Annotated in this window: 12 protein-coding genes and 2 pseudogenes; 5 read left to right on the top strand and 9 right to left on the bottom strand. The window is 64.1% G+C overall.

Annotation, left to right across the window (positions count from 1 at the left end; genetic code table 11):
* Window positions 1-63 precede the first annotated feature (63 nt).
* Window positions 64-264 (bottom strand): annotated as a pseudogene (locus ACF0H6_RS16485) (GGDEF domain-containing protein); the annotation flags it as partial.
* A gap of 291 nt (window positions 265-555) precedes the next feature.
* Here ACF0H6_RS16485 and ACF0H6_RS16480 point away from each other — a divergent pair.
* Window positions 556-699, top strand: coding sequence for a hypothetical protein (locus ACF0H6_RS16480; protein ID WP_395251383.1), 144 nt, complete (start codon window positions 556-558; stop codon window positions 697-699).
* 207 nt (window positions 700-906) lie between these two features.
* On the top strand, window positions 907-1530 hold the full coding sequence (locus ACF0H6_RS16475; protein WP_395250611.1) for a PadR family transcriptional regulator: 624 nt from the start codon (window positions 907-909) through the stop codon (window positions 1528-1530).
* 74 nt (window positions 1531-1604) lie between these two features.
* Here the strand turns inward: ACF0H6_RS16475 and ACF0H6_RS16470 are convergent, their stop codons facing one another.
* The 6 genes from ACF0H6_RS16470 to ACF0H6_RS16445 form a co-directional block, all read right to left on the bottom strand.
* Window positions 1605-3350 (bottom strand): diguanylate cyclase, encoded by a 1746-nt coding sequence (locus tag ACF0H6_RS16470; protein ID WP_395250610.1) that lies wholly within the window; start codon window positions 3348-3350, stop codon window positions 1605-1607.
* 310 nt (window positions 3351-3660) lie between these two features.
* The gene (locus tag ACF0H6_RS16465) at window positions 3661-4701 is read right to left on the bottom strand and encodes an SIS domain-containing protein (protein WP_395251340.1); all 1041 of its coding nucleotides are present in this window, start codon (window positions 4699-4701) and stop codon (window positions 3661-3663) included.
* Between the two features lie 112 nt (window positions 4702-4813).
* Window positions 4814-5926 (bottom strand): APC family permease, encoded by a 1113-nt coding sequence (locus tag ACF0H6_RS16460; RefSeq protein WP_395251339.1) that lies wholly within the window; start codon window positions 5924-5926, stop codon window positions 4814-4816.
* A gap of 14 nt (window positions 5927-5940) precedes the next feature.
* Window positions 5941-6348, bottom strand: a complete 408-nt coding sequence (locus ACF0H6_RS16455) for a hypothetical protein (RefSeq protein ID WP_395251382.1) — start codon at window positions 6346-6348, stop codon at window positions 5941-5943.
* Window positions 6349-6376: 28 nt separating this feature from the next.
* The gene (locus ACF0H6_RS16450; RefSeq protein ID WP_395250609.1) at window positions 6377-7567 is read right to left on the bottom strand and encodes an alanine racemase; all 1191 of its coding nucleotides are present in this window, start codon (window positions 7565-7567) and stop codon (window positions 6377-6379) included.
* An 80-nt stretch (window positions 7568-7647) separates the two neighbouring features.
* Window positions 7648-8583: an ROK family protein gene (locus ACF0H6_RS16445; protein ID WP_395250608.1), complete on the bottom strand. Its 936-nt coding sequence runs from the start codon at window positions 8581-8583 to the stop codon at window positions 7648-7650.
* A 255-nt stretch (window positions 8584-8838) separates the two neighbouring features.
* Between ACF0H6_RS16445 and ACF0H6_RS16440 the strand changes: the two genes are divergently transcribed.
* The 3 genes from ACF0H6_RS16440 to ACF0H6_RS16430 all read left to right on the top strand — a co-directional run bounded on the left by ACF0H6_RS16440 (window position 8839) and on the right by ACF0H6_RS16430 (window position 13162).
* On the top strand, window positions 8839-10002 hold the full coding sequence (locus ACF0H6_RS16440; RefSeq protein WP_395250607.1) for an ROK family protein: 1164 nt from the start codon (window positions 8839-8841) through the stop codon (window positions 10000-10002).
* A 120-nt stretch (window positions 10003-10122) separates the two neighbouring features.
* On the top strand, window positions 10123-10974 hold the full coding sequence (locus tag ACF0H6_RS16435) for a phosphatase PAP2 family protein (RefSeq protein WP_395251338.1): 852 nt from the start codon (window positions 10123-10125) through the stop codon (window positions 10972-10974).
* Window positions 10975-11101: 127 nt separating this feature from the next.
* Window positions 11102-13162, top strand: coding sequence for a phosphocholine-specific phospholipase C (locus tag ACF0H6_RS16430; protein WP_395250606.1), 2061 nt, complete (start codon window positions 11102-11104; stop codon window positions 13160-13162).
* 126 nt (window positions 13163-13288) lie between these two features.
* Here the strand turns inward: ACF0H6_RS16430 and atzF are convergent, their stop codons facing one another.
* Together atzF and uca are read right to left on the bottom strand one after the other, a co-directional pair.
* On the bottom strand, window positions 13289-15220 hold the full coding sequence (atzF, locus tag ACF0H6_RS16425; RefSeq protein WP_395250605.1) for an allophanate hydrolase: 1932 nt from the start codon (window positions 15218-15220) through the stop codon (window positions 13289-13291).
* A pseudogene (gene uca, locus ACF0H6_RS16420) lies at window positions 15217-18907 on the bottom strand (urea carboxylase). The gene atzF and the pseudogene uca overlap by 4 nt, the downstream one beginning before the upstream one ends.
* Between the last annotated feature and the right edge of the window lies 1 nt (window position 18908).

Here is an 18908-nt window from a genome sequence, read left to right as displayed (position 1 = left end):
ATTCCTGGCTGCAATCGCAGCGGCGGTGTCTTCGTCGACGTCGGTGAGGAGGACAGCGAACTCGTCACCGCCCAAGCGCACCAGGGAGTCCCGCGACCTGACGCTATGGGCAAGGCGCTTGGCGAACTCGACCAGGACAGCGTCACCGGCGCGATGGCCGTAAGTGTCGTTGACCCCTTTGAAGTCGTCAAGGTCGATGAAGAGGATCCCGACGCCGGGCGCCCCGGCACCCGCACTGATGTCGGGATAATGCTCTTCGAACATCCGCCGGTTGGGCAGCCCCGTCAGGGGGTCGTGGAGTGACGCGTGGCGAAATAGCGCGGAAACGGCCTCGAAGATGTCCGACACCGTGACTATCCGGGGACCCGCGTCACTGAGGACCAGCACATCCTGGTATCGCTGCCATTCGGGCCTTGCCAGAACGGCTTGCGCGGCGGACTGAAGGTCTAGGTCGGCAGCCATGGACCCGGCCCCGGGAGGCAACAATTCCAAGGCTGTCCTTCGGGTGTTCAGCGCGCGCCCGTATCCGAGCCGGCCAGTCAGCATGAATTCCAGTTGGTCCCGGGTCAGGAGCTCAAACGCGCCGCTTTGCTCGACGGCGACGGCCCTGAGGCTACGGTCTTGGCGGAACATGCCATCAATATCCGCAGCCAAAGCAGTGCCGGGTACAACGATTGCCTCCGCCCCAAGGTCCCCTAATGACGACGGAAGTGGACGCAGGAGGGAAGGCATACGGCTACCGCCATCAGGATGCACGAACCACTTCTTATCACCCCGACGTGTACGAAAAGTAAACGGCATGGTCGATCCCTTGCTTAACGACATTCTCCGATATATCGTTAACTATCGCAGGACAACCTGCGAGCCCTGAGGGCAACTTACACAACACGGAAGGACGATGCCGTTATGAAAGGCATTCACGACAACAAACACATGGCTGGCGGACCTGGAATGGACCGCTTCGAGCGTGGCAGGAGCCATCGCGGACCCCACGGGCATGGCGGATTCGGACCTGGACGCGGGTTTGGACCCGGCCGCGGTTTCGGACCGGGCTTCGGCCCGGGGTTTGGACCGGGCTTCGGTCCTGGCGGAGCGCGTCGCGCCAACAAGGGCGACGTTCGCTTTGCGATCCTCTCCTTGCTGGCCGAATCCCCATCCAACGGATACGGCCTGATCAAGACGATCGCCGAGAAGACCTCCGGGTCTTGGCGTCCCAGCCCGGGCTCTGTCTATCCGACGCTGCAACAGCTGGTTGACGAAGATCTCATCGCTCCGGTCGGCGAAGGCCGGCGCACCGAGTTCACTCTCACCGACGCCGGGAAGGCATACGTAGCCGAGCACGCAGAGGAGCTGGAAAATGCGTGGAATACCGATCCAGAGGGATCAGGTCCCGCGTTTCACCAGAGCGTGGCAAAGCTCATGGGTGTTATTCACCAGTTCCGCTTCGCTGCGAACGACGAACAGCGCACCGCCGCAATGGAAAAGATCGACGAAACACGGCGAGCGCTTTACCAAATCCTCGCTGATTAGTGCGGCGTTTCCGGGGCCGCGATGCGGAATGGATCCCGTTCCCCTCGCGGCCTCGGAAGCTCTGCTGTCAGGCGCTAAAGGGTCCTGTCGTATTGGACGCTGCGGTTACGTCCGGCGCGTTTGGCCGCATACAGCGCACGGTCGGCGCAGTCCAACAACTGCGAGGAACCGGCAATTGACAGGTCGCACACACCCGAGGAAATGGTGACTTGGCCGGCAACGTCGAAAAGAGTTCCCGCTATGTCCCGCCCGATGCGTTCGGCGGCTGCGGCCGCTTCCACGGCAGGCACCCCGGGCAGGAGCCAGACGAATTCCTCACCACCCAATCGGGCAATCATTTCGCCTTTTCGTGCCGAGCGACGGAGCCTGCTGCCCAACGCGGTGAGGACGGAATCTCCGACGGCGTGCCCGTGGCTGTCGTTGATGTCCTTGAAGCGATCCACGTCTATGACCACGACGCTTAGCTGCCCGCCGGTGTCCTCTGCTTTTTCGATCTCACGCTCCATCCGGGTCTGGAAGCTCCTACGGTTCGGCAGGCCGGTCAGAACATCGGTTGCAGCCTGCTTTTCGAGGCTCGTCCAGGCCTCGGTGTTGCCGATGGCTATTTCGACGAGTTCGGCGAATTCCGTGAGCCTTTCCAGCATTTCCTGCCCGACGCCGTCGCGCGACCGGGAGGTTAGCACCACAGCTCCCCACACGAGCCCCTGGACCTTGATCGGTGCTGCCGCCGAGGCTTCGAAGCCTCCGGAGATCATCTGCTCGCCCCCGCGTCCGCCTTCCGTGCTGTAGACCACGAGGGCCGGCTGTCCGGTCGCCGCGACCTTGGCGGAGGCCATTTCGTCGTCGGGCGCGAAGTGGTGCACCCTATCGATCCCGGCGGGCAGCCCTGGCGACATGGAAACGATCTCGGCCGTTCTCAGGCCGGAAAACCGGACGACGGCGGCTGAGTCCACCGCGAAGAGGCGCCGAAGGATGCTCGAAACCATTTCCGTGATGTCGGACGGCTCAGCGCTGCGTGCCACTGCGGTGGCAATTTCGTGCAGTGCCGCCCACGTCTGTTCCCTCTGGAGCCTCTCCGTGACGTCCACGGCGATCACCATACCCGCCTGCCCCCCGGCCCCGCCGGGGACCGGACCGGCTTTGAGGCTGAATGCACGGGATTCAAGAACGCGTGTCCAGGTCACCTCCTGGCCCGCGAGCGCCGCTCGGTAACGTGGCTCCAGTTCGGCGGCGAGTGCCGGAGGGAAAACTTCATGGATGGTGCGGCCTTCCACGCTTCCGCTGGTGTGACCGAAGGTTTCCAGAGCCTGCCCTTCGGCCACCAGGTAGCGCAAATCGGAGTCGAAAAGGAGCACAAAGACGCCAGGGATGCTCCTTGCGAGCGTCCGGTAGCGTGCGGCGTCGGCTTCCGCGCGGCGCTCAGCATCAGCCTGTTCGGTGATGTCAGTGACGAGAGCGTAAAACCCGGCAACCTTGCCCCCGGATGCATCGGGGATATACGAGAGCTGCACGTCGCGGCTCTGTCCGGATGAATTGATGATTGACTTGCGCCATTGCTGCGGCTGCCCTTCGAGCACACCCTGGACGTACGGGAGGTTCGCTCCGAACGCGGCTTCGCCGACCACATCCTTCATGTGCATGCCCCGAATTCGTTCCGGACTCATACCGACCCACTCGATATACGCATCGTTGGCCATCCGGTTGCGCAGTTCATGGTCCCAATAGCCGACCATCGATGGAAGCGCGTTCAAGGCGGCCATGGCTCCAGTAGCCGCCGCATCGGGCCCGCCATGGGAATATTCTTTCGACGGGGTACCCATGGCGTCCATGCTTGCAGACGCGGTGGGTTCCTCAAAACCCACCGCGTCGCCAGCCCTGCAGCCGTCGTTACCTCAGCCGCGGTGGAAGCAGGAGGTCAGATCGCCGATCCGTTCGATACCGTCCCGGGGTGCGGCACGGGGGCCGGCCAACTTGCCGTTGGCTGCCGCGTTGTTCGCTGCCGGCGTGGAAAGGTCGAACCCAGTCCGTAGGCGTCCAGCTGCGGCGGGGCGACCCCTCCGGCCCTGTTCGGTTTAGTGTCAGCCATAGAGCAGAGCGTCCAACTTTCGGGGCCCTTCTTTTCTGCGCACGTCAAAATGTTTTGGTCACTTTGCTGAGTCCGGTCGGCTGATCCGGGTTCTTCCCCCTTTTCAATGCGAGTTCCAGCGCGAGAAATTGGATAGGGATGATCTCAAGAAGTGGAATCAATCCGGCGTCGACCGCTTCCCAGTTGATGTTGGCCAACAGCGCACTGCCTGCAAATTCCGCGTTCGGGACCCCGATGGTGATCGTGCGGCCCCCCAAAGCCTCGGCAGCAGCGCCGAACGTCTCAACAGACTCGCGGCCGGCGCGACTTGCGGTGAGCAGTATGACTGGGGTTCCCGGAATGACTTGACCAAGCGGCCCGTGTGTTGCATCTGCCGCGCTCCATCCCGAGGCCGCCAGGGCATTTGTTTCCATGAGTTTCAAGGCGCCCTCCTTTGCCGAGGACATTGAGTATCCCCGACCGACAACAAGTACTCGATCGGACCCGTTGATGGTTTCTGTGAGATGCGACACCTCCGGACCCATGTCAGCCACGATCGACGTCGCGACCTTTACGGCCAGCGCCAGCCTGTCCTCGATAGCCTCCCAAGAGACCCCTGACGCGAGCGAGAACAGAGCATAAAGACCCAGGAGTTCCGCAGTGTACGTTTTGGTCGCTGCAACGGAGATCTCCTCCCCCGCTGAGAGCATCACGTGGATGTCGCTGATCCCGGCAAGCGTACTCGAGTCGTTGTTCGTCAAGGCGATGATTGGCAGGTCGCCGCGCTTTCCTGAGACGACCGTATCGAGCAAGTCCGGCGATTCGCCCGACTGGGAAACCGCAATCATCACCGATCGTGGGTAGCGCAGTGCGGTGCCGAACGCCGTGACCGTGCTGGGGGTTGATAGAAGCGCGGGTATCTGTAGAAGGTTGTGCGCCAGATACTGGCCGTACATGGCGGCATGGTCGCTGGACCCCCGCGCAACAAAAACCAGCAGCTCTGGTTGCGTCGAGGTGAGCAGTGCTGCCGCGGCCGTAATATCTGCGCGCTGGCTTCGGATCAGATCGGTCCACCTGGAGGGCTGCTCGGCAATCTCTGAGCGCATGAATTGGCCGGGCATCGCTGGCATGCTCATAGGACAGACCTGGTGAGCGGCACGATCTTGCTTCGAAACTTTTTTGCGGGTCTCACCGCGTCAATTTCCGTTTCGGTGAGGTTCATGACTGCCTTCCGTCTTCCATTGACGCTTTCGGTTTGGTTGTCGAAACAGCGGAAGTTGCCTTCGAGGGCTCGGGAGCGGAGCTGCCGTCGGGGGATTCACCAGGGGAGGGGTCTTCTTCGAAGACCCGGCCCATTGCGGTCACCAGCTCGGGCTTCTTCCGCTTGAGATACATCAGATAGCCGACGCCGATCAGGATCCATATCGCGATGATGTAAGGAGCAAGGTTGTTGGGAAAGGCCGGCACCGGGCTGATCTGGCCCCAAAGCGGCAGCAGCATCATCAGTGCGGTGGCAACGGGGATGATTCCGTGCCGCCAGATCCCGAACTCCGTTGGATGCTCCTTGCGGTAGAAGCGGATGACAGAGATGCTCAGCAAAATGTAAATCACGACCATTCCGAGGCCGAGAATGGTACCGGCGAACCCGTACAAGGTCAGAGGGTCGGTGAGAGATCCGAGGACGAGCACGAACACCAGCCCAAAAGCGAGGTAGCAGGTCAGGGCGAACTGAGGCACCTGGCGTTTGCTGGTGCGGCCGAGAATTCTGGGCAGGATTCCCTCGCGGCCCATCGAGAAGATGACCCGGACAACGGCGTTGGTTCCGCTGATGAAGTTCGCGAATTGGCTCGCCAACACGGTGAGGACGAGCGCCCAGCTGGCCCCCCAGAACTTGTTCGCCAGCGTTGTCCACGGGGACTGATCGGCGGCGAATGCGTCCGCCCCGGACTGGCCGAATCCGACAGCGGCCGCATACGAGGTCAGGACATAGAAAACACCGATAACGATGACAGCGCTGAACAACGCGATGGGAATGTTGCGTTTGGGCGATTTCGCTTCTTCACCCAAGGTGGAGACAGATTCGAAGCCGATGAACATGAGAATGCCCCAAAGCATTCCCGTGCCCAAACCACCGATACCTGTGATTGAGTTCGTGGGGTTGAACGGGCCGAAGGAGAGCCCTTCGGCCCCACCGTGTCCAAGGATCGTCCCGACCAGGCCGAGGACGACGCCGACCTCGATGACCAGGAAACGCAGGGCGGCTTTCGCTGATTCTGATACGCCGGAGGCGTTGATGGCCCACACGATGACGGCGAAGATTACGGTCATCAGCTGCCAAGGGACGGTTAGCGGAATTGGTCTTGCAGGAATTGGGAACTGTAAGAACCGATCGCGGAAAGGAGCATGGGTGCGAGCATTCCGTAGCTGAGCAGGAGCAACCAGCCGGACAGGAAACCACCGGACGGGCCGAAGCCGTGGGTGTTGTACGTATAGGCGAATCCTGATGCCGGAAGCTTCTTCGCAAAAGCGGCCAGGGTGCTGGCCATGAACAGGCAGGCGATGAGGGCGAGCACGATCGAGAGGGGCAGCGCAAAGCCGGCCCCGGCAGCAGCCGGTGCGGTGTTGAATGCAACGCTGGTCGCTGGCCCCATGAAGGCCATGCACATGGCGACAGAGCCGACAACGGTCAGGCTGTTTCGTCTGAGGGACTGCGACCGCGATGGCCTTGGTAAAGAGGTTTGCGAGGTGGACATGGTGGATTCTTTCCTTTTGGGGTGGCAGTTAGTACGGCCATGTTGTCGGGGAGCCGTCGGAGGACCAGATGCCCTCGACGCGGGGGTTTCCGGTAGATAGCCCGGAAATGGCTGCGGTGTAAGCGCGGGTAACGAATGCCTGAGCCCGGAAGCCGAAGACGACGCTCTCTCCGACACTGAGCTTGTTGTCCTTTTCCGGGAACAGCTGTGCGTAGTAATCGATCGCTTCCGCGGGTGGGAGCTTCGCGTCAACAATGCGGGCCGACTCCGGGCTCCGGCCCACGATTGCCTTTACTTGGTACTTGGGAAAGACCGGGTCGACGTAGGTTCCGCCGCCGAAGCAATAGGCGCGGCCGCCGTAGAGATGGCTGACCTCGCTCAGATAGCAGGTCGCGGGACGTTCGGGAAGGTCTTCGAGCGCATGCAAGGGTGTTGTCCCGCTCAGCGCGTGTCCGGGTTCGACTTGGGTTGCGCCGGCGTCGGCCAATGCCTGGAGCATCACGGTCGAGGTGGTGCCGGGCGCATTGATCTCAATGTGTTCCCGGCCCGAACCACGCAGCAGCGAGGCCGTGGCTTCAAGGGTGGCCAGGTTCCGGGTCGGGCGGATCCGGCGAGCCGCCGGGTCGAACAGGAGCGCGGGAAAGGTAGTGATTCCGCCGAAGTGTGCTGATTCCAGGCTGTCGAGGAGGTCGGCCGTTTTGAGGATCGCGGTTGCCGGGAACCCGCCTTCGTGGCCGGTGTAGAACTCGTCATCGTCAGCGTATATCCGGGCCAGAAGCCTCTGATTGCGCCCGGTCGCAGCGGACGCGGCTGCCGCCTCGCGTGCCTTCTCGAGGTTGAACACGGTCCAGTTCTCCGGTGCCATGGCGGCTGCCGCACCCGCCTCGGCTTTGGGGACCTGTACAAGATGCCCGATGTGGCCAAGAGACATTCCTGCCGAGACGGTGGCGCGGGCACAGTGCATGTCGACGGCGACGCTGGCCGGAAGTCCCGCAGCAGCCAGGACTTTGGAGATGTCGGGATTGCGGCCGATCTGTTTGGTCATCGCAAATACGGTCAGACCGAGCCGCTTGGCCTCGTCGGTGATGATTGCGGCGTTGTGGGCTATCGCGTCTGCATCGAGGACGTAGGTGTTGGCTGGGAGGTGCCCGGCCTGATGGAATCTGATTGCGGCGTCAATCAGTTCCTGGTTGCGACGACGCAGGAGATCGAGGAACATGTGATTTTCTTTTCTGTCGGTTGGATATGACTTGGCTTCGAATGGGTCAGATCGATCTGCTGCTGGGCATCATCGAAGCACTAGTAGCGGAGAGGGTCGTGGGTGATGGTGGCTCGTGCCAGTTCAAGTGCGCCGTAAACGGTCGAACTGTTGCCGAGTAAGCTCGTGCGCACGTCCAGGTCCGGTGTTCCAAACTTCCCGAGCCACGGAAGAAGCCGGCTCAGGAAGTCTCCGCGTGATCCGATGCTGCCACCAAGGACGACGAGGCTCGGGTCCAGGACCGCGTTCACGCTCACGATCGCTCGCGCTATCAGCTGTGCTTCGGCGTCAATGACTGCCTGTGCGGCGGCGTCTCCGAGCGTCGCACGGTCGAACACCTCACGCGTGTTGACGGCGCTGTTCGTGACTGCGTTATAACGCGCTGCAATAGTGTCGCCGGCGACCGCTTCCTCAAGTGGACCGCGACGATGATTTGCTGGGTCAAGCGGGTCCGCGCCGAAGGGGAAGAATCCGATTTCGCCGGCGGCATTGTGCGAGCCGCGCACGATGTTGCCGTTGGCGATGATCCCCATTCCGAGGCCGGTACCGACCGCGATGAACACGAATTGCTCGAATCCGACAGCATGACCGTGCTTCCATTCGCCCAGAGCTGCCAGGTTCACGTCGTTATCCACACCCACTGGACAACCGAATGCGTCTTCGAGCCGTGCAACAAAGTCGGTTCCGGCGAGGTCGCCGAGATTTGACGTGAGGTTGAAACCGCCGCTGGAAGCATCGAATGCGCCCGCGGCCCCGACCCCTACCGCGCCGATACCCACGCCATTGGACTCCACAAGTTCGTTGACGGCGGTCGCTATGTGATCGACCAGGTAGGCACCCCGTCGCTCTCCTGTGGGTACAACGGCTTCCCTGATGATCTCGCCATCTGCTCCGGCAAGTGCGACATGGAGTTTCGTACCACCCAGATCGACCCCGATCACATGGGGAGTGAGCAGTCGAGCGGTTTGGTTTGACATGTGCGTTCCTGTGTACTTCGGGGATGTTTTTGTTTTCGTGTGAGCGACAATTCGGTTCACTTCGTGTGTGGGATCCAAGGTCTACCTATTTAATTTCAATGTGAAGATAAATATAGAGCATTGTGGGCAGGCGTCAAGGGTTCGAGTCATATTTTGCCGCCGTCTATCGAGAGGAAGGCCCAATCTGCCCTTGATCCAGCGGACGAGCAGGTATATTTAGTCTCACGGTGCACCAATATGGGAGGTGAAGCGCCGATGGTTCAACACACTCGCCATATCAATCGCGCCGCCGTGCTGACGGAACTCTTCCGCGCGCATCCGACCACCCGGGGGCAGATTGTTGACGCAACGGGCATCTCTGCCGCCACCGTCTCTCGAACCATCGAGCAGCTACTGGACGAAGGTCTCGTCTTCGAGGTCCCGGGCGCACCGGCCGAAGGGCGGGGGCGGCCCTCCATCCTTATCGACGTGGTCGCCCAACGCTCCTATGTGCTGGGGATAGATCTCGGAGCCTCCACAACCCGTTTCGTGGTCGTAAGCCTGGTTGCCCAGCCCGTGGCAAGATCGCAAGTTAGGACACCGCAGCTACTTGACGGCGGTGCTCTGGCTCTCTGGCTTAATGATCAAGCGAGAATCGCGGCCGGTGATTTCTGGCCAGATACTCGGCAGATTGCGCTCGGGTTGCCCGGTGCGGTAAGCGGAACCGACCGGTCCGTTTCGAATGCACCGAATCTGCCGCAGGTTGAAGACAAAGAGTTCCTCGCCACGTTCGAGTCCGCTGTTGGCCGCCAAGTCCTACTGGATAATGATGCGAACTTCGCACTCCTTGGTGAGCAAAAATTTGGTGCCGCTCGGGACTCCCCTACCGCGGCAATGCTCACGATCGGAGCCGGTCTGGGTGTAGGACTTGCCCTCGAGGGGCATATTATCCGCGGGCCCCGGGGGATGGTGGGAGAATTTGGCCATCTTCCCGTCGGGCCCCTTGGCACACGTCTGGAACAGATGCTCACGGGTCCGCGCCTGCTTCTGCGTGCCCAGGACCTTGGGATTGAGTTGGAGAGCCCGGCCGATCTTTTCAACGATTCTGATAACAGCCAGATCCGGGCTCTCAGGGCCCAATTCGATCAGGCACTCCTGATCGCGCTGACCGCTGTTATCGTCAGCTGCGAACCCTCAATCGTCGTCTTAGGTGGTGGCATTGCGAAATCGCTGGGCCCCCATTTGCCCAGGTACGAAGAGGCAATCGTGCAGAACCTTCAATTCCATACCCGTTTGACAATCACCTCGCTGGGCGACTTCGCCGGGGCGTTGGGTGCGGCTGTTGCCGCTTTGCAGAAGGTTTACCAGGAGCTCGGCGTCATGCCCGACGGGCTGCCCTCGCTGCCTCCAGCTCAGGAGATCACCGCGGATCTGAGATAACGCCCCCGATGGGCCTGAGCGGCAGAGCTGTCCCTTCCGCCGGCGTCCGGTCAACCAACAGCTTAGAAGGTAAGCTTACTGATCAAATCCATCCACGATCTGAGGCGGAAGACCATGGGCATTCAAACCAAAGGCACGTCGGACGACGAGTCGGCCGGGGACAAAGCCGAACTCACTGACGACCGGTTCCTCGGTGACGCTGATCTGGCGCGGTGGAAGACCCCCGCGGGAAGGTGGCTCGCCACCAGCGCACAACGCCTCAGCGCCCATCTCGGCCCGTACGGTGCGCTGATCTTGGTCCTCGCCGCCGGAGCAGTAGTCGCATCATTGCTGGCCTTCGCGACCGGCGGGGTGTACGAGGCAGTGACAGAAGCAGATGGCGTGGCTGCCCTGGACCACCCGGTCTTGGAGGCAGCGAAGACCCTGCGCAGCCCCGCGCTGGACGCCGCGGCCACCGCCTATACCGATTTGGGCGGAGGAATCGGAATGCCGATCCTGGCCGCGATCGCCACCACAGTTCTGGTCCTCCGGCGCCGCTCCTGGACCCCCGCAATCCTCATTGTGACCGCGGCGGCGGGCTCCCTCCTCATGACAATTGCCGGCAAGCAGCTCATCGGCCGCGCCCGTCCCCCGCTCAGCGACGCCGTGCCGCCTTATGAGTATTCCCCCTCGTTTCCCAGCGGGCATTCGCTGAACTCGTTCGTGATCGCCGGAATCATCGCCTACCTGGTCATCCTGCGTTGCCGCTCCCGCCGGGCCCGTGCCTGGACAGTGACCGCTGCGGCCCTTTTTGCCCTGACCATCGGCCTGAGCCGTGTATTCCTAGGCCACCACTGGCTCACCGACGTCTTGGCGGCCTGGACCCTCGGTGCCGCCTGGCTGGTCCTGGTCATCACCGCCCACCGCCTTTACCTCACCGCCCGAAAGTCCGAGAAGCCCGGCCACTCCCGAGGCGAGACTCAAAGCGGGTGAACACTGGCTCCGGCGAGGCGGCCACATGTTGCCCCAAAATTTGCCTTTCCTGCACTTGGCCTTTGCTTGGTGCTGGAAAAGTCGTTCGGGGGTCTTCATCGGTTAAGCCAAGCACTGGGAGCAGCTCATGTCAGATCTGAACCGTCGGCGTTTTCTTCAACTATCCGGAGCCACCGCGGCCAGCACGGCCATCTCGGAGATGCTCGGCGAGAGCATTGCGCGCGCCGCGACCATCTCGGCCAACCGTGCCACCGGCTCGATCAAGGATGTCGAGCACGTGATCGTCTTCATGCAGGAGAACCGCGCTTTCGACCATTACTTCGGCACGCTCAAGGGCGTGCGCGGGTTCGGCGACCCGCATCCGGCCATCCTTCCGAGCGGGAAGGATGCGTTCGCGCAGAACAACGGAACGCGGGACGTCCTCCCCTACCACCCAACCGCGCCGAATCTCGGCACGCAGTTCATGGAAGACCTCGACCACTCGTGGAAGCTCACCCACGAGGCCTTCAACGTGGGCAAGTATGACAAGTGGCTCCCCGCCAAGTCCGAGGCCACCATGGCGTTCTACGAGCGTGGCGACGTCCCGTTCCACTTCGGCCTCGCGGACGCGTTCACGATCTGCGATCAGTACCACTGCTCGCTCCTTGGCCCCACCGACCCCAACCGCTACTACATGTTCACCGGCTGGGACGGCAACGACTACAAGGCCGGCGGCCCCGACCTGTGGAATGCAGAGGTCGGCTACTCGTGGAGCTCTTACCCCGAGGAACTCGAGAAGGCGGGCGTGAGCTGGAAGGTGTATCAGGACGTTGGAGACGGTCTCACCGCCGGGGGTTACTGGGGTTGGACCAGCGACGCGTTCATCGGCAACTACGGCGACAACTCGCTGCTCTACCTCACCCAGTACCAGAACTCGAAGCCCGGCAGCCCGCTCTACGAGAAGGCGCTGACCGGCACGAAAGCGAAGGCCGGCGACGACCTGTTCCGGATCTTCCGTGACGACGTCGCAAGCGGGAATCTCCCGCAGGTCTCGTACATCGTGGGTCCTGAGGCCTACACGGAGCACTCAAACTGGCCGCCGAACTTCGGCGCCTGGTACACGGCGAATATCCTGAACATCCTCACGTCCAACCCGGATGTCTGGAGCAAGACGGCCGTGTTCTTCATGTACGACGAGAACGACGGCTTCTACGACCACGTGGTGCCGCCGCACCCCAACACCGCGCAGATCCCCGGCGCGTCCACCGTTTCGACCGACGGCGAGTGGTACGACGGCCGGATGACCTTCTCGGGAAAGTCCGACGTCCCGGGCCACTACGGCCTCGGCGTGCGCGTGCCGATGCTGGTCGTCTCGCCGTGGAGCATGGGCGGGTGGGTCTGCTCGGAGACGTTCGACCACACGTCGATCGTGCGCTTCCTCGAGTCCCGCTTCGGCGTGAAGTCCCCGAACATTTCGGCGTGGCGCCGCGCCGTGTGCGGCGACCTCACGAGCGCGTTCGACTTCTCCAGGAATGGCGGCGCTGCCCCTGCCCTGCCGGACACCTCGGCCTTCAAGCCCGCGGACCACAACCGGCACCCGAGCTATGTGCCGACGCCTCCCGCGGTCAACTCGATGCCGGCCCAGGAGAAGGGCACGCGCCCCTCGCGCCCGCTCGGCTACGAGCTCGGCGTCGAGGCCGCTGTTGCGGGCGGCAAGCTCTCGGCTCGCTGGTCGAACCAGGGCGAGCTGGGTGCCCACGTCCAGGTCCGCTCGAATCTCCTTCCGGCGGGACCGTACTCGTACACGATCGGTGCGGGCGCGGCCCTCGACGCGTCGTGGGCGCTTGGCACCGAATACGACGTGCAGATGCACGGCCCGGCGGGCTGGTACCGCCGTTACGCCGGCACGACGGCGGCCGCGGACATCCGCGCGACCGTCACCCGCGACGGCAAGTCCGGCCACGCGCATTTCCTGATCGAGAACGCTGGCCCGGCCGCGGCCTCGCTCACTCTCACGGACGCGTATGGCGCCGGATCGCAGGTACTCGCTCTCAACCCGGGCCAGGCCAAAACCGTCATTATCCCGACTCACGGCGGTTGGTACGACCTCAAGATCACCGCCGCGTCAGATCCAAAGCTCGTGCGCAACCTTGCAGGGCGCCTCGACGACGGCCGGGCGCTCACGTCCGACCCCCAGCTGGGCCGATGACCGGGCCGTCGCCCGCCGTTGCCCTCGGATAGGTTCGAGCAACTCTTCTGACCCTGACGGTTCAAGCGTTCAAGAGCTGACGGCCTGCCCGCGCACCCCGTGCGGGCAGGCCGTCCGGTCTCCTTCCTAAGCTCTCCCCCGCTGCAGCCCCCTGACAAGTGCCGTCCCGGCATCGCGCCAGATGCCTTTCCAAGCCGACTCCCGTCCAGCTCCGGGCTCAGTGTCTGCCGCCGGCGCGGAACCGAAGCTGGCCGCTGGCGCGGCTAACCAGTCCCCAAAGTGCGTAATGTCCTCACCTTGGGACGCCGCGACCGCATCGCACGCAAAGCCCACTGCCCTCGAACCATCGCTCAGCAGCACAGAGCCCAACAGCATGGGTTCGGGCAGCTCTGAGAGGAAGGAGCCCAGGGCCGCCTCGGAGAGCAACCATCGCTCAGCGGCGAGTTCGGCGCCATCCTCGGAGCGGACCACACCGGGTTTGGGCGGTCGGGTGTCCAGCGAGACCATCCGGTAGCGGGGCGCAGTCCTGACCGGGCCGTCCCAGAAGGCGCCGCGCGATTCCAGCTCTGTCACGAGCGGCTGGCCCTTCCGGTGGGCGCCCACCACCACCAAGGGTACGACGGCGGCCCCCGCCCCTGCGGGCCACGGCGCCGAGGATACGCGCGCCACCGCGGCGCCGGCCGCGAAGAGCTCTGGCCTCGCCGGACTGCGCTCGATGCGGCGAGCAACGTCGGCGACAACGGCGTCGTCGAATGCCCGGCCGACCACCGTCAGGCCGAACTGAGACGACGACGGCGCTCCGCCGTCGTCGTCGCTGCCGCTTTCCGCCACAACGCCCGCCGGGACAGCTACTGCACATAGATCGAACAGGTTACAAAAGTTCGTGTACGTCCCCATGCGGGAATTAACGCCTATCGGATCCGCGGCGACCTCCCCAAGCGTCGGATGGAAGGGTGCCGTCGGCACGATCAAAGCATCGAAGCCTTCAAGCCGGGACAGCGCCGCACGCTTCAGTTCGTCCAGCGCCGCGGTGTCCGCAACATACTGGTGGGCGGGCAGACGGCCAGCCGCCCGGACGATGCCCGCTACCGTCGGATCCAGCACGGCGGCGGCCGCCTCGCCAGAGAGTGCGCCGCCGGAGAGTTGCCCGTCAATGAAGCTCCCGACCGCGGCATAACGCTCGGCCACCAGCGCGCCGTCGTAAAGCAGTCGTGCCGCCTCCAGGAAAACGTCCAGTTCGATCGGCTCGGCCTCCACGCCGGCTGATCGCAACCGTTCGATCTGGGTGCCGAATTCGGCGGCCCAGGCCGGGGGCAGCGCCGGGAGTGATGACGGGTAGGCGATCCGGGGCCGCGCCGGCGCGGCAAATCGGATGTCTGTGGGCCACGTCCGGGATTCGCCGGCCATGATGCCCATGGCCAGTTCGGCGGTGCCCAGGTCGCGGGCGAGGATGGTAACGGCGTCCCACGATCGGCATGCCGGGACAACACCGGCGGTGGAGACCACGTTCAGGGTGGGTTTGATACCCACGATTCCCTGTAGTCCGGCCGGGACACGTCCGGAGCCGGCGGTGTCTGTGCCGATGGCGATGTCCACGAGTCCCAGCGCCACGGCCACGGCCGAACCTGAACTTGATCCCCCGGAGATCCGATCAGGCCGCCGCGAATCCCGGACTGCCCCATACGGGCTCCGGGTACCGACCAACCCTGTTGCGAACTGGTCAAGGTTCGTCGCGCCGAGCACCAGCGCACCCGCATCGCGCAGCCGGGCCACGGCTACCGCGTCTTCCGCCGGCTCATACCCGAACCCGGGGCAGGCCGCGGTCGTCGTGATACCGGCGACGTCCACGTTGTTCTTGACTGCCAGCAGGAGCCCCGCCAGAGGCAGTTCGGAGCCGGATGCCACCGCGGCGTCGATCCGGGACGCCTCGGCCAGCAACTCTTCCTCTCCGCGGATTTCGATCCAGATCTCGGGCCGGCCCACGGCGTCAATCGCGGCCAACGCGTCCTTGACGCGTTTGGCGGTGGCTGTACCGGTCTTTGTCCCGTGGGTGGTCATGCTGCCGCCTCTTCCAGTTCAGGTTCGCTCAGTTCATCCGCGCCCACGAGCACCACCATGGCCTCACCGGCCACCACTTGGGAGCCGGCGGTCGGGAGCACTTGGTGCACCACGCCGTCGCACGGTGCGGACAGGACGGTTTCCATCTTCATAGCCTCAAGGGAGACCAGCGGCTGTCCCTGGATCACGCGGTCTCCAGGTGCGACGTCCACCTTCCACACGCTGGCGGCGAACGGCGCAGAAACGAGCGTTCCGCCGTCGGGCACTACTACCTCGCCGACGTCGGGAACGGCGACGGCGGCTGCGACTTCCGCGCGGTCAAACTCGCCGGCGTCCTCCCAGGCCTTGCGTTCCACTGAGAATGCCACCGCCTGCCGATCCCTGAAGACACCGATCGATTCGCTGTTCTCCTCCAGGAATGCCTCGTGTTCGGCAAGGGAGAAGGTACCTTCCTCGATCTCTACACCCCGGCCACGGCCGGCGGCCATGTCGGCACGCAGGTCAAGCAGCTCTTCGGGGCTGACGGGGTACCAGGAAATGCGGTCGAAGAAGCGCAGGAGCCACGGCGATCCCGGTTCGAAGGGTTCAGAGTCCGCATAGCGCGACCACACCTGGGTGGTGCGTCCGACAAACTGGTAGCCGCCGGGCCCCTCCATGCCATAGATGCACATGTAGGCCCCGCCGATGCCTACCGCGTTCTCCGGCGTCCACGTCCTGGCGGGGTTGTACTTGGTGGTGACCAGCCTGTGCCGCGGGTCAAGCGGCGTGGCCACAGGAGCGCCAAGGTACACATCGCCAAGGCCCAGGACCAGGTACTCGGCGTTGAAGACGGTATCGAAAACGTCATTCACCGAGTCCAGGCCGTTGATGCGGCGAATGAACTCGATGTTCCAAGGGCACCACGGAGCGTCGTCCCGGACGCCGGTTATGTAGCGTTGGATCGCTTCGCGCGTGGCCGGATCGTCCAGGAGAGGGGTAGCCGGACAGTGCGGCTCGGCACCACGAGCTCCGAACTCGCGGGCAGCGCGGACACGATCTCCTGGACGAAGCCCAACAGCAGCCGGGTGGACAGAACCGACGGATCCACCTTGATCTGCAATGAACGGATCCCGGGCGTAAGGTCCACCACTCCGGGGATCCGGAGCTCCTCGATGTGCTGGTGCAGGGCATGGACCCGCGCGCGGAGGCCGAGGTCCAGGACCATGTCGCCAAATTCGACCAGAAGGTTGTCGTCACCGGAACGGCGGTACGTGACCGCGGGCCGCATCTCACTTCCGGGCATGCGTCCCAGCACGCCGTCGTCGCCGTCGCCCTTTGGCGTGCCGGCGCGCACGACGGCGGCCAGGCCGTCTGTGCGGGTGGCAGCACCATCGGGCAGGATCAGCTGCCGTCCCGGTTCGAGGCTTTTCGCCGACGGGGCCTGCGCATGCGTCACCGGGACGAAGCGGACTGTGTCGCCGGGACGCAGCTGGCCGAGCTTCCAGCGTTCTCCGGTCACCACCGTGACCGGGCAGACGAAGCCGCCAAGGCTCGGGCCATCGGGGCCGAGCAGGATGGGGGTATCGCCGGTGAAGTCGAGCGCGCCCACGGAATAGGGGGTGTCGTGGATGTTGGAGGGGTGCAGTCCTGCCTCGCCGCCGTCGGTGCGTGCCCAGCGCGGCTTGGGGCCCATCAGCCGCACACCTGTGCGTGCCGAGTTGAAGTGCACCTCGTAGTCGGCCGCGAAGAGTTCGTCGATGTCCTCGCGCCGGAAGAATTCAGGGGCGCCGTGCGGACCTTCGACCACCTGCAATTCCCAGTGGGACGTGAGCGCCGGGCGGCTTTCGACGGGAACCGGCTGCGAAGGGGTATCCGCCGGCAGCCGGTCAGCTGTGCGCAGCACGTCGCCGGCGCGGAGCACGCGGCCGCCGTGGCCGCCAAACTGACCGAGGGCGAAAGTGGAGGCGCTACCGAGGTAGTGAGGGACGTCGAGTCCGCCTTGAAACAGGACATAGCCGCGCAAACCGGCCGCGTCGGCCGAGCCAATGTCCAGAAGGCCACCGGCTGGTACCGTGATAGGTTCCCAGGCTGGGATAGATTCGCCGTTAAGCGTGACGATGACGTCGGCTCCGGTCACGCACACGGTGGTGGCGTGGGTGAACCGCAGAGCGGGCCCGGCCATGGTGAATTCCAAGCCTGGCGCACCCTCCGCGTTCCCCAGGGCCTTATTCCCCAGCCGGAAGGACAGATCGTCCATCGGCCCGCTGGGCGGCACCCCCACCTTCCAGAGCCCGGTTCTGCCCGGCCAGTCTTGCACGCTTGTCTGGAGGCCCGGGCGCTCGACCGTAATGCGGGGTTCGGGATCGCCCACGGAGTCCAGGGTGCTTGTGGAATGGTTCGCAGCCCGAACCACATCTAGCCCAGTCACTGCGCGCAACATGCCCAGGTTGGTCTCGATGCCGTCGATGCGGGTCTGAGCAAGAGCCTTAGAGAGGGCGTCAAACGCCGCATCCCGGGTGTCGCCGAAGGTGATGAGTTTGCCCAACAGGGGGTCGTAGTTGGTGGTCACCTCGCTGCCGGTCTCCACCCACGCGTCAATACGCACGACGTCGGTGCTCGGGTACTGCGCATTGGTGACGGTCCCGGCGCTGGGTTGGAAGTTACGGGCTGGGTCCTCGGCATAGATACGGGCTTCGACCGAGTGGCCCGTCACCGGAACGCTTTCGGGGATACCCGCGAGGACGGGCCATGCTTGGGCCAGGTCGAGCATCCACTCCACGAGGTCGACGCCGGTGATCGCCTCGGTTACCGGATGCTCCACCTGGAGCCGTGCGTTGACCTCAAGGAACGATGCCTCCTGCCGGAGGGGATCGTAGACGAACTCCACGGTCCCCGCCGAGCGGTACCCCACCGAGGCACACAGGGCACGGGAGCTGCGGTGGAGCTCTTCCCGGAGTGCTGCCGGCAGGTCCGGCGCGGGTGCTTCTTCCAACACCTTCTGATGCCGGCGTTGCAGGGAACAGTCGCGGTCTCCAGGCTCACCACGCGGCCTTCGCCGTCGCCGAAGATCTGCACCTCCACGTGGCGGGCGTGCTCGATGTAACGTTCGGCGAACACTCCTGCGGTGCCGAAACTGGAGCTGGCGAGCCTTGCTACGCGGGCGTAGCTCTCTGTCAGATCTGCTTCGTTCCGGCACACGGCCATTCCGATGCCGCCGCCGCCACCGGTGGCCTTCAGCATCAGCGGGAACCCGATCCGCGCGGCGGCTTCGATGGCCGCGTCGAGGTCTTCCAGCAGGCCGGAACCGGCGATCATGGGCACGCCGGCCCGCTGCGCCGCATCCCGGGCGGTGTGCTTGGTCCCGAAGATCCGCAACTGTTCGGGGGTCGGGCCGACGAACACCAGCCCCGCGGCTTCCACGGCCTCGGCGAACCCGGCATCTTCGGAGAGGAAACCGTAGCCGGGGTGGACGGCGCCGGCACCGGTTGCGGCGGCGGCCGCAATGATGGCGTCGACCCGCAGGTAGGAATCCTTCGCCGGCGCCGGTCCGAGCAGCACGGCTTCGTCTGCGAGGCGAACGTGCTTCGCGCCGCGGTCCGCTTCGGAGAATACTGCGACGGTCCGCAACCCGGCCTTTCGGGCGGACTCGATGATTCGGCAGGCGATCTCGCCGCGGTTGGCGACGAGCAGGGTATCGAAACGGTTCATG

It is taken from the genome of Arthrobacter sp. NA-172, from assembly GCF_043952055.1.
Classification (GTDB): Bacteria; Actinomycetota; Actinomycetes; order Actinomycetales; family Micrococcaceae; genus Arthrobacter.
This window is presented reverse-complemented; position numbering and strand designations above follow the sequence as displayed.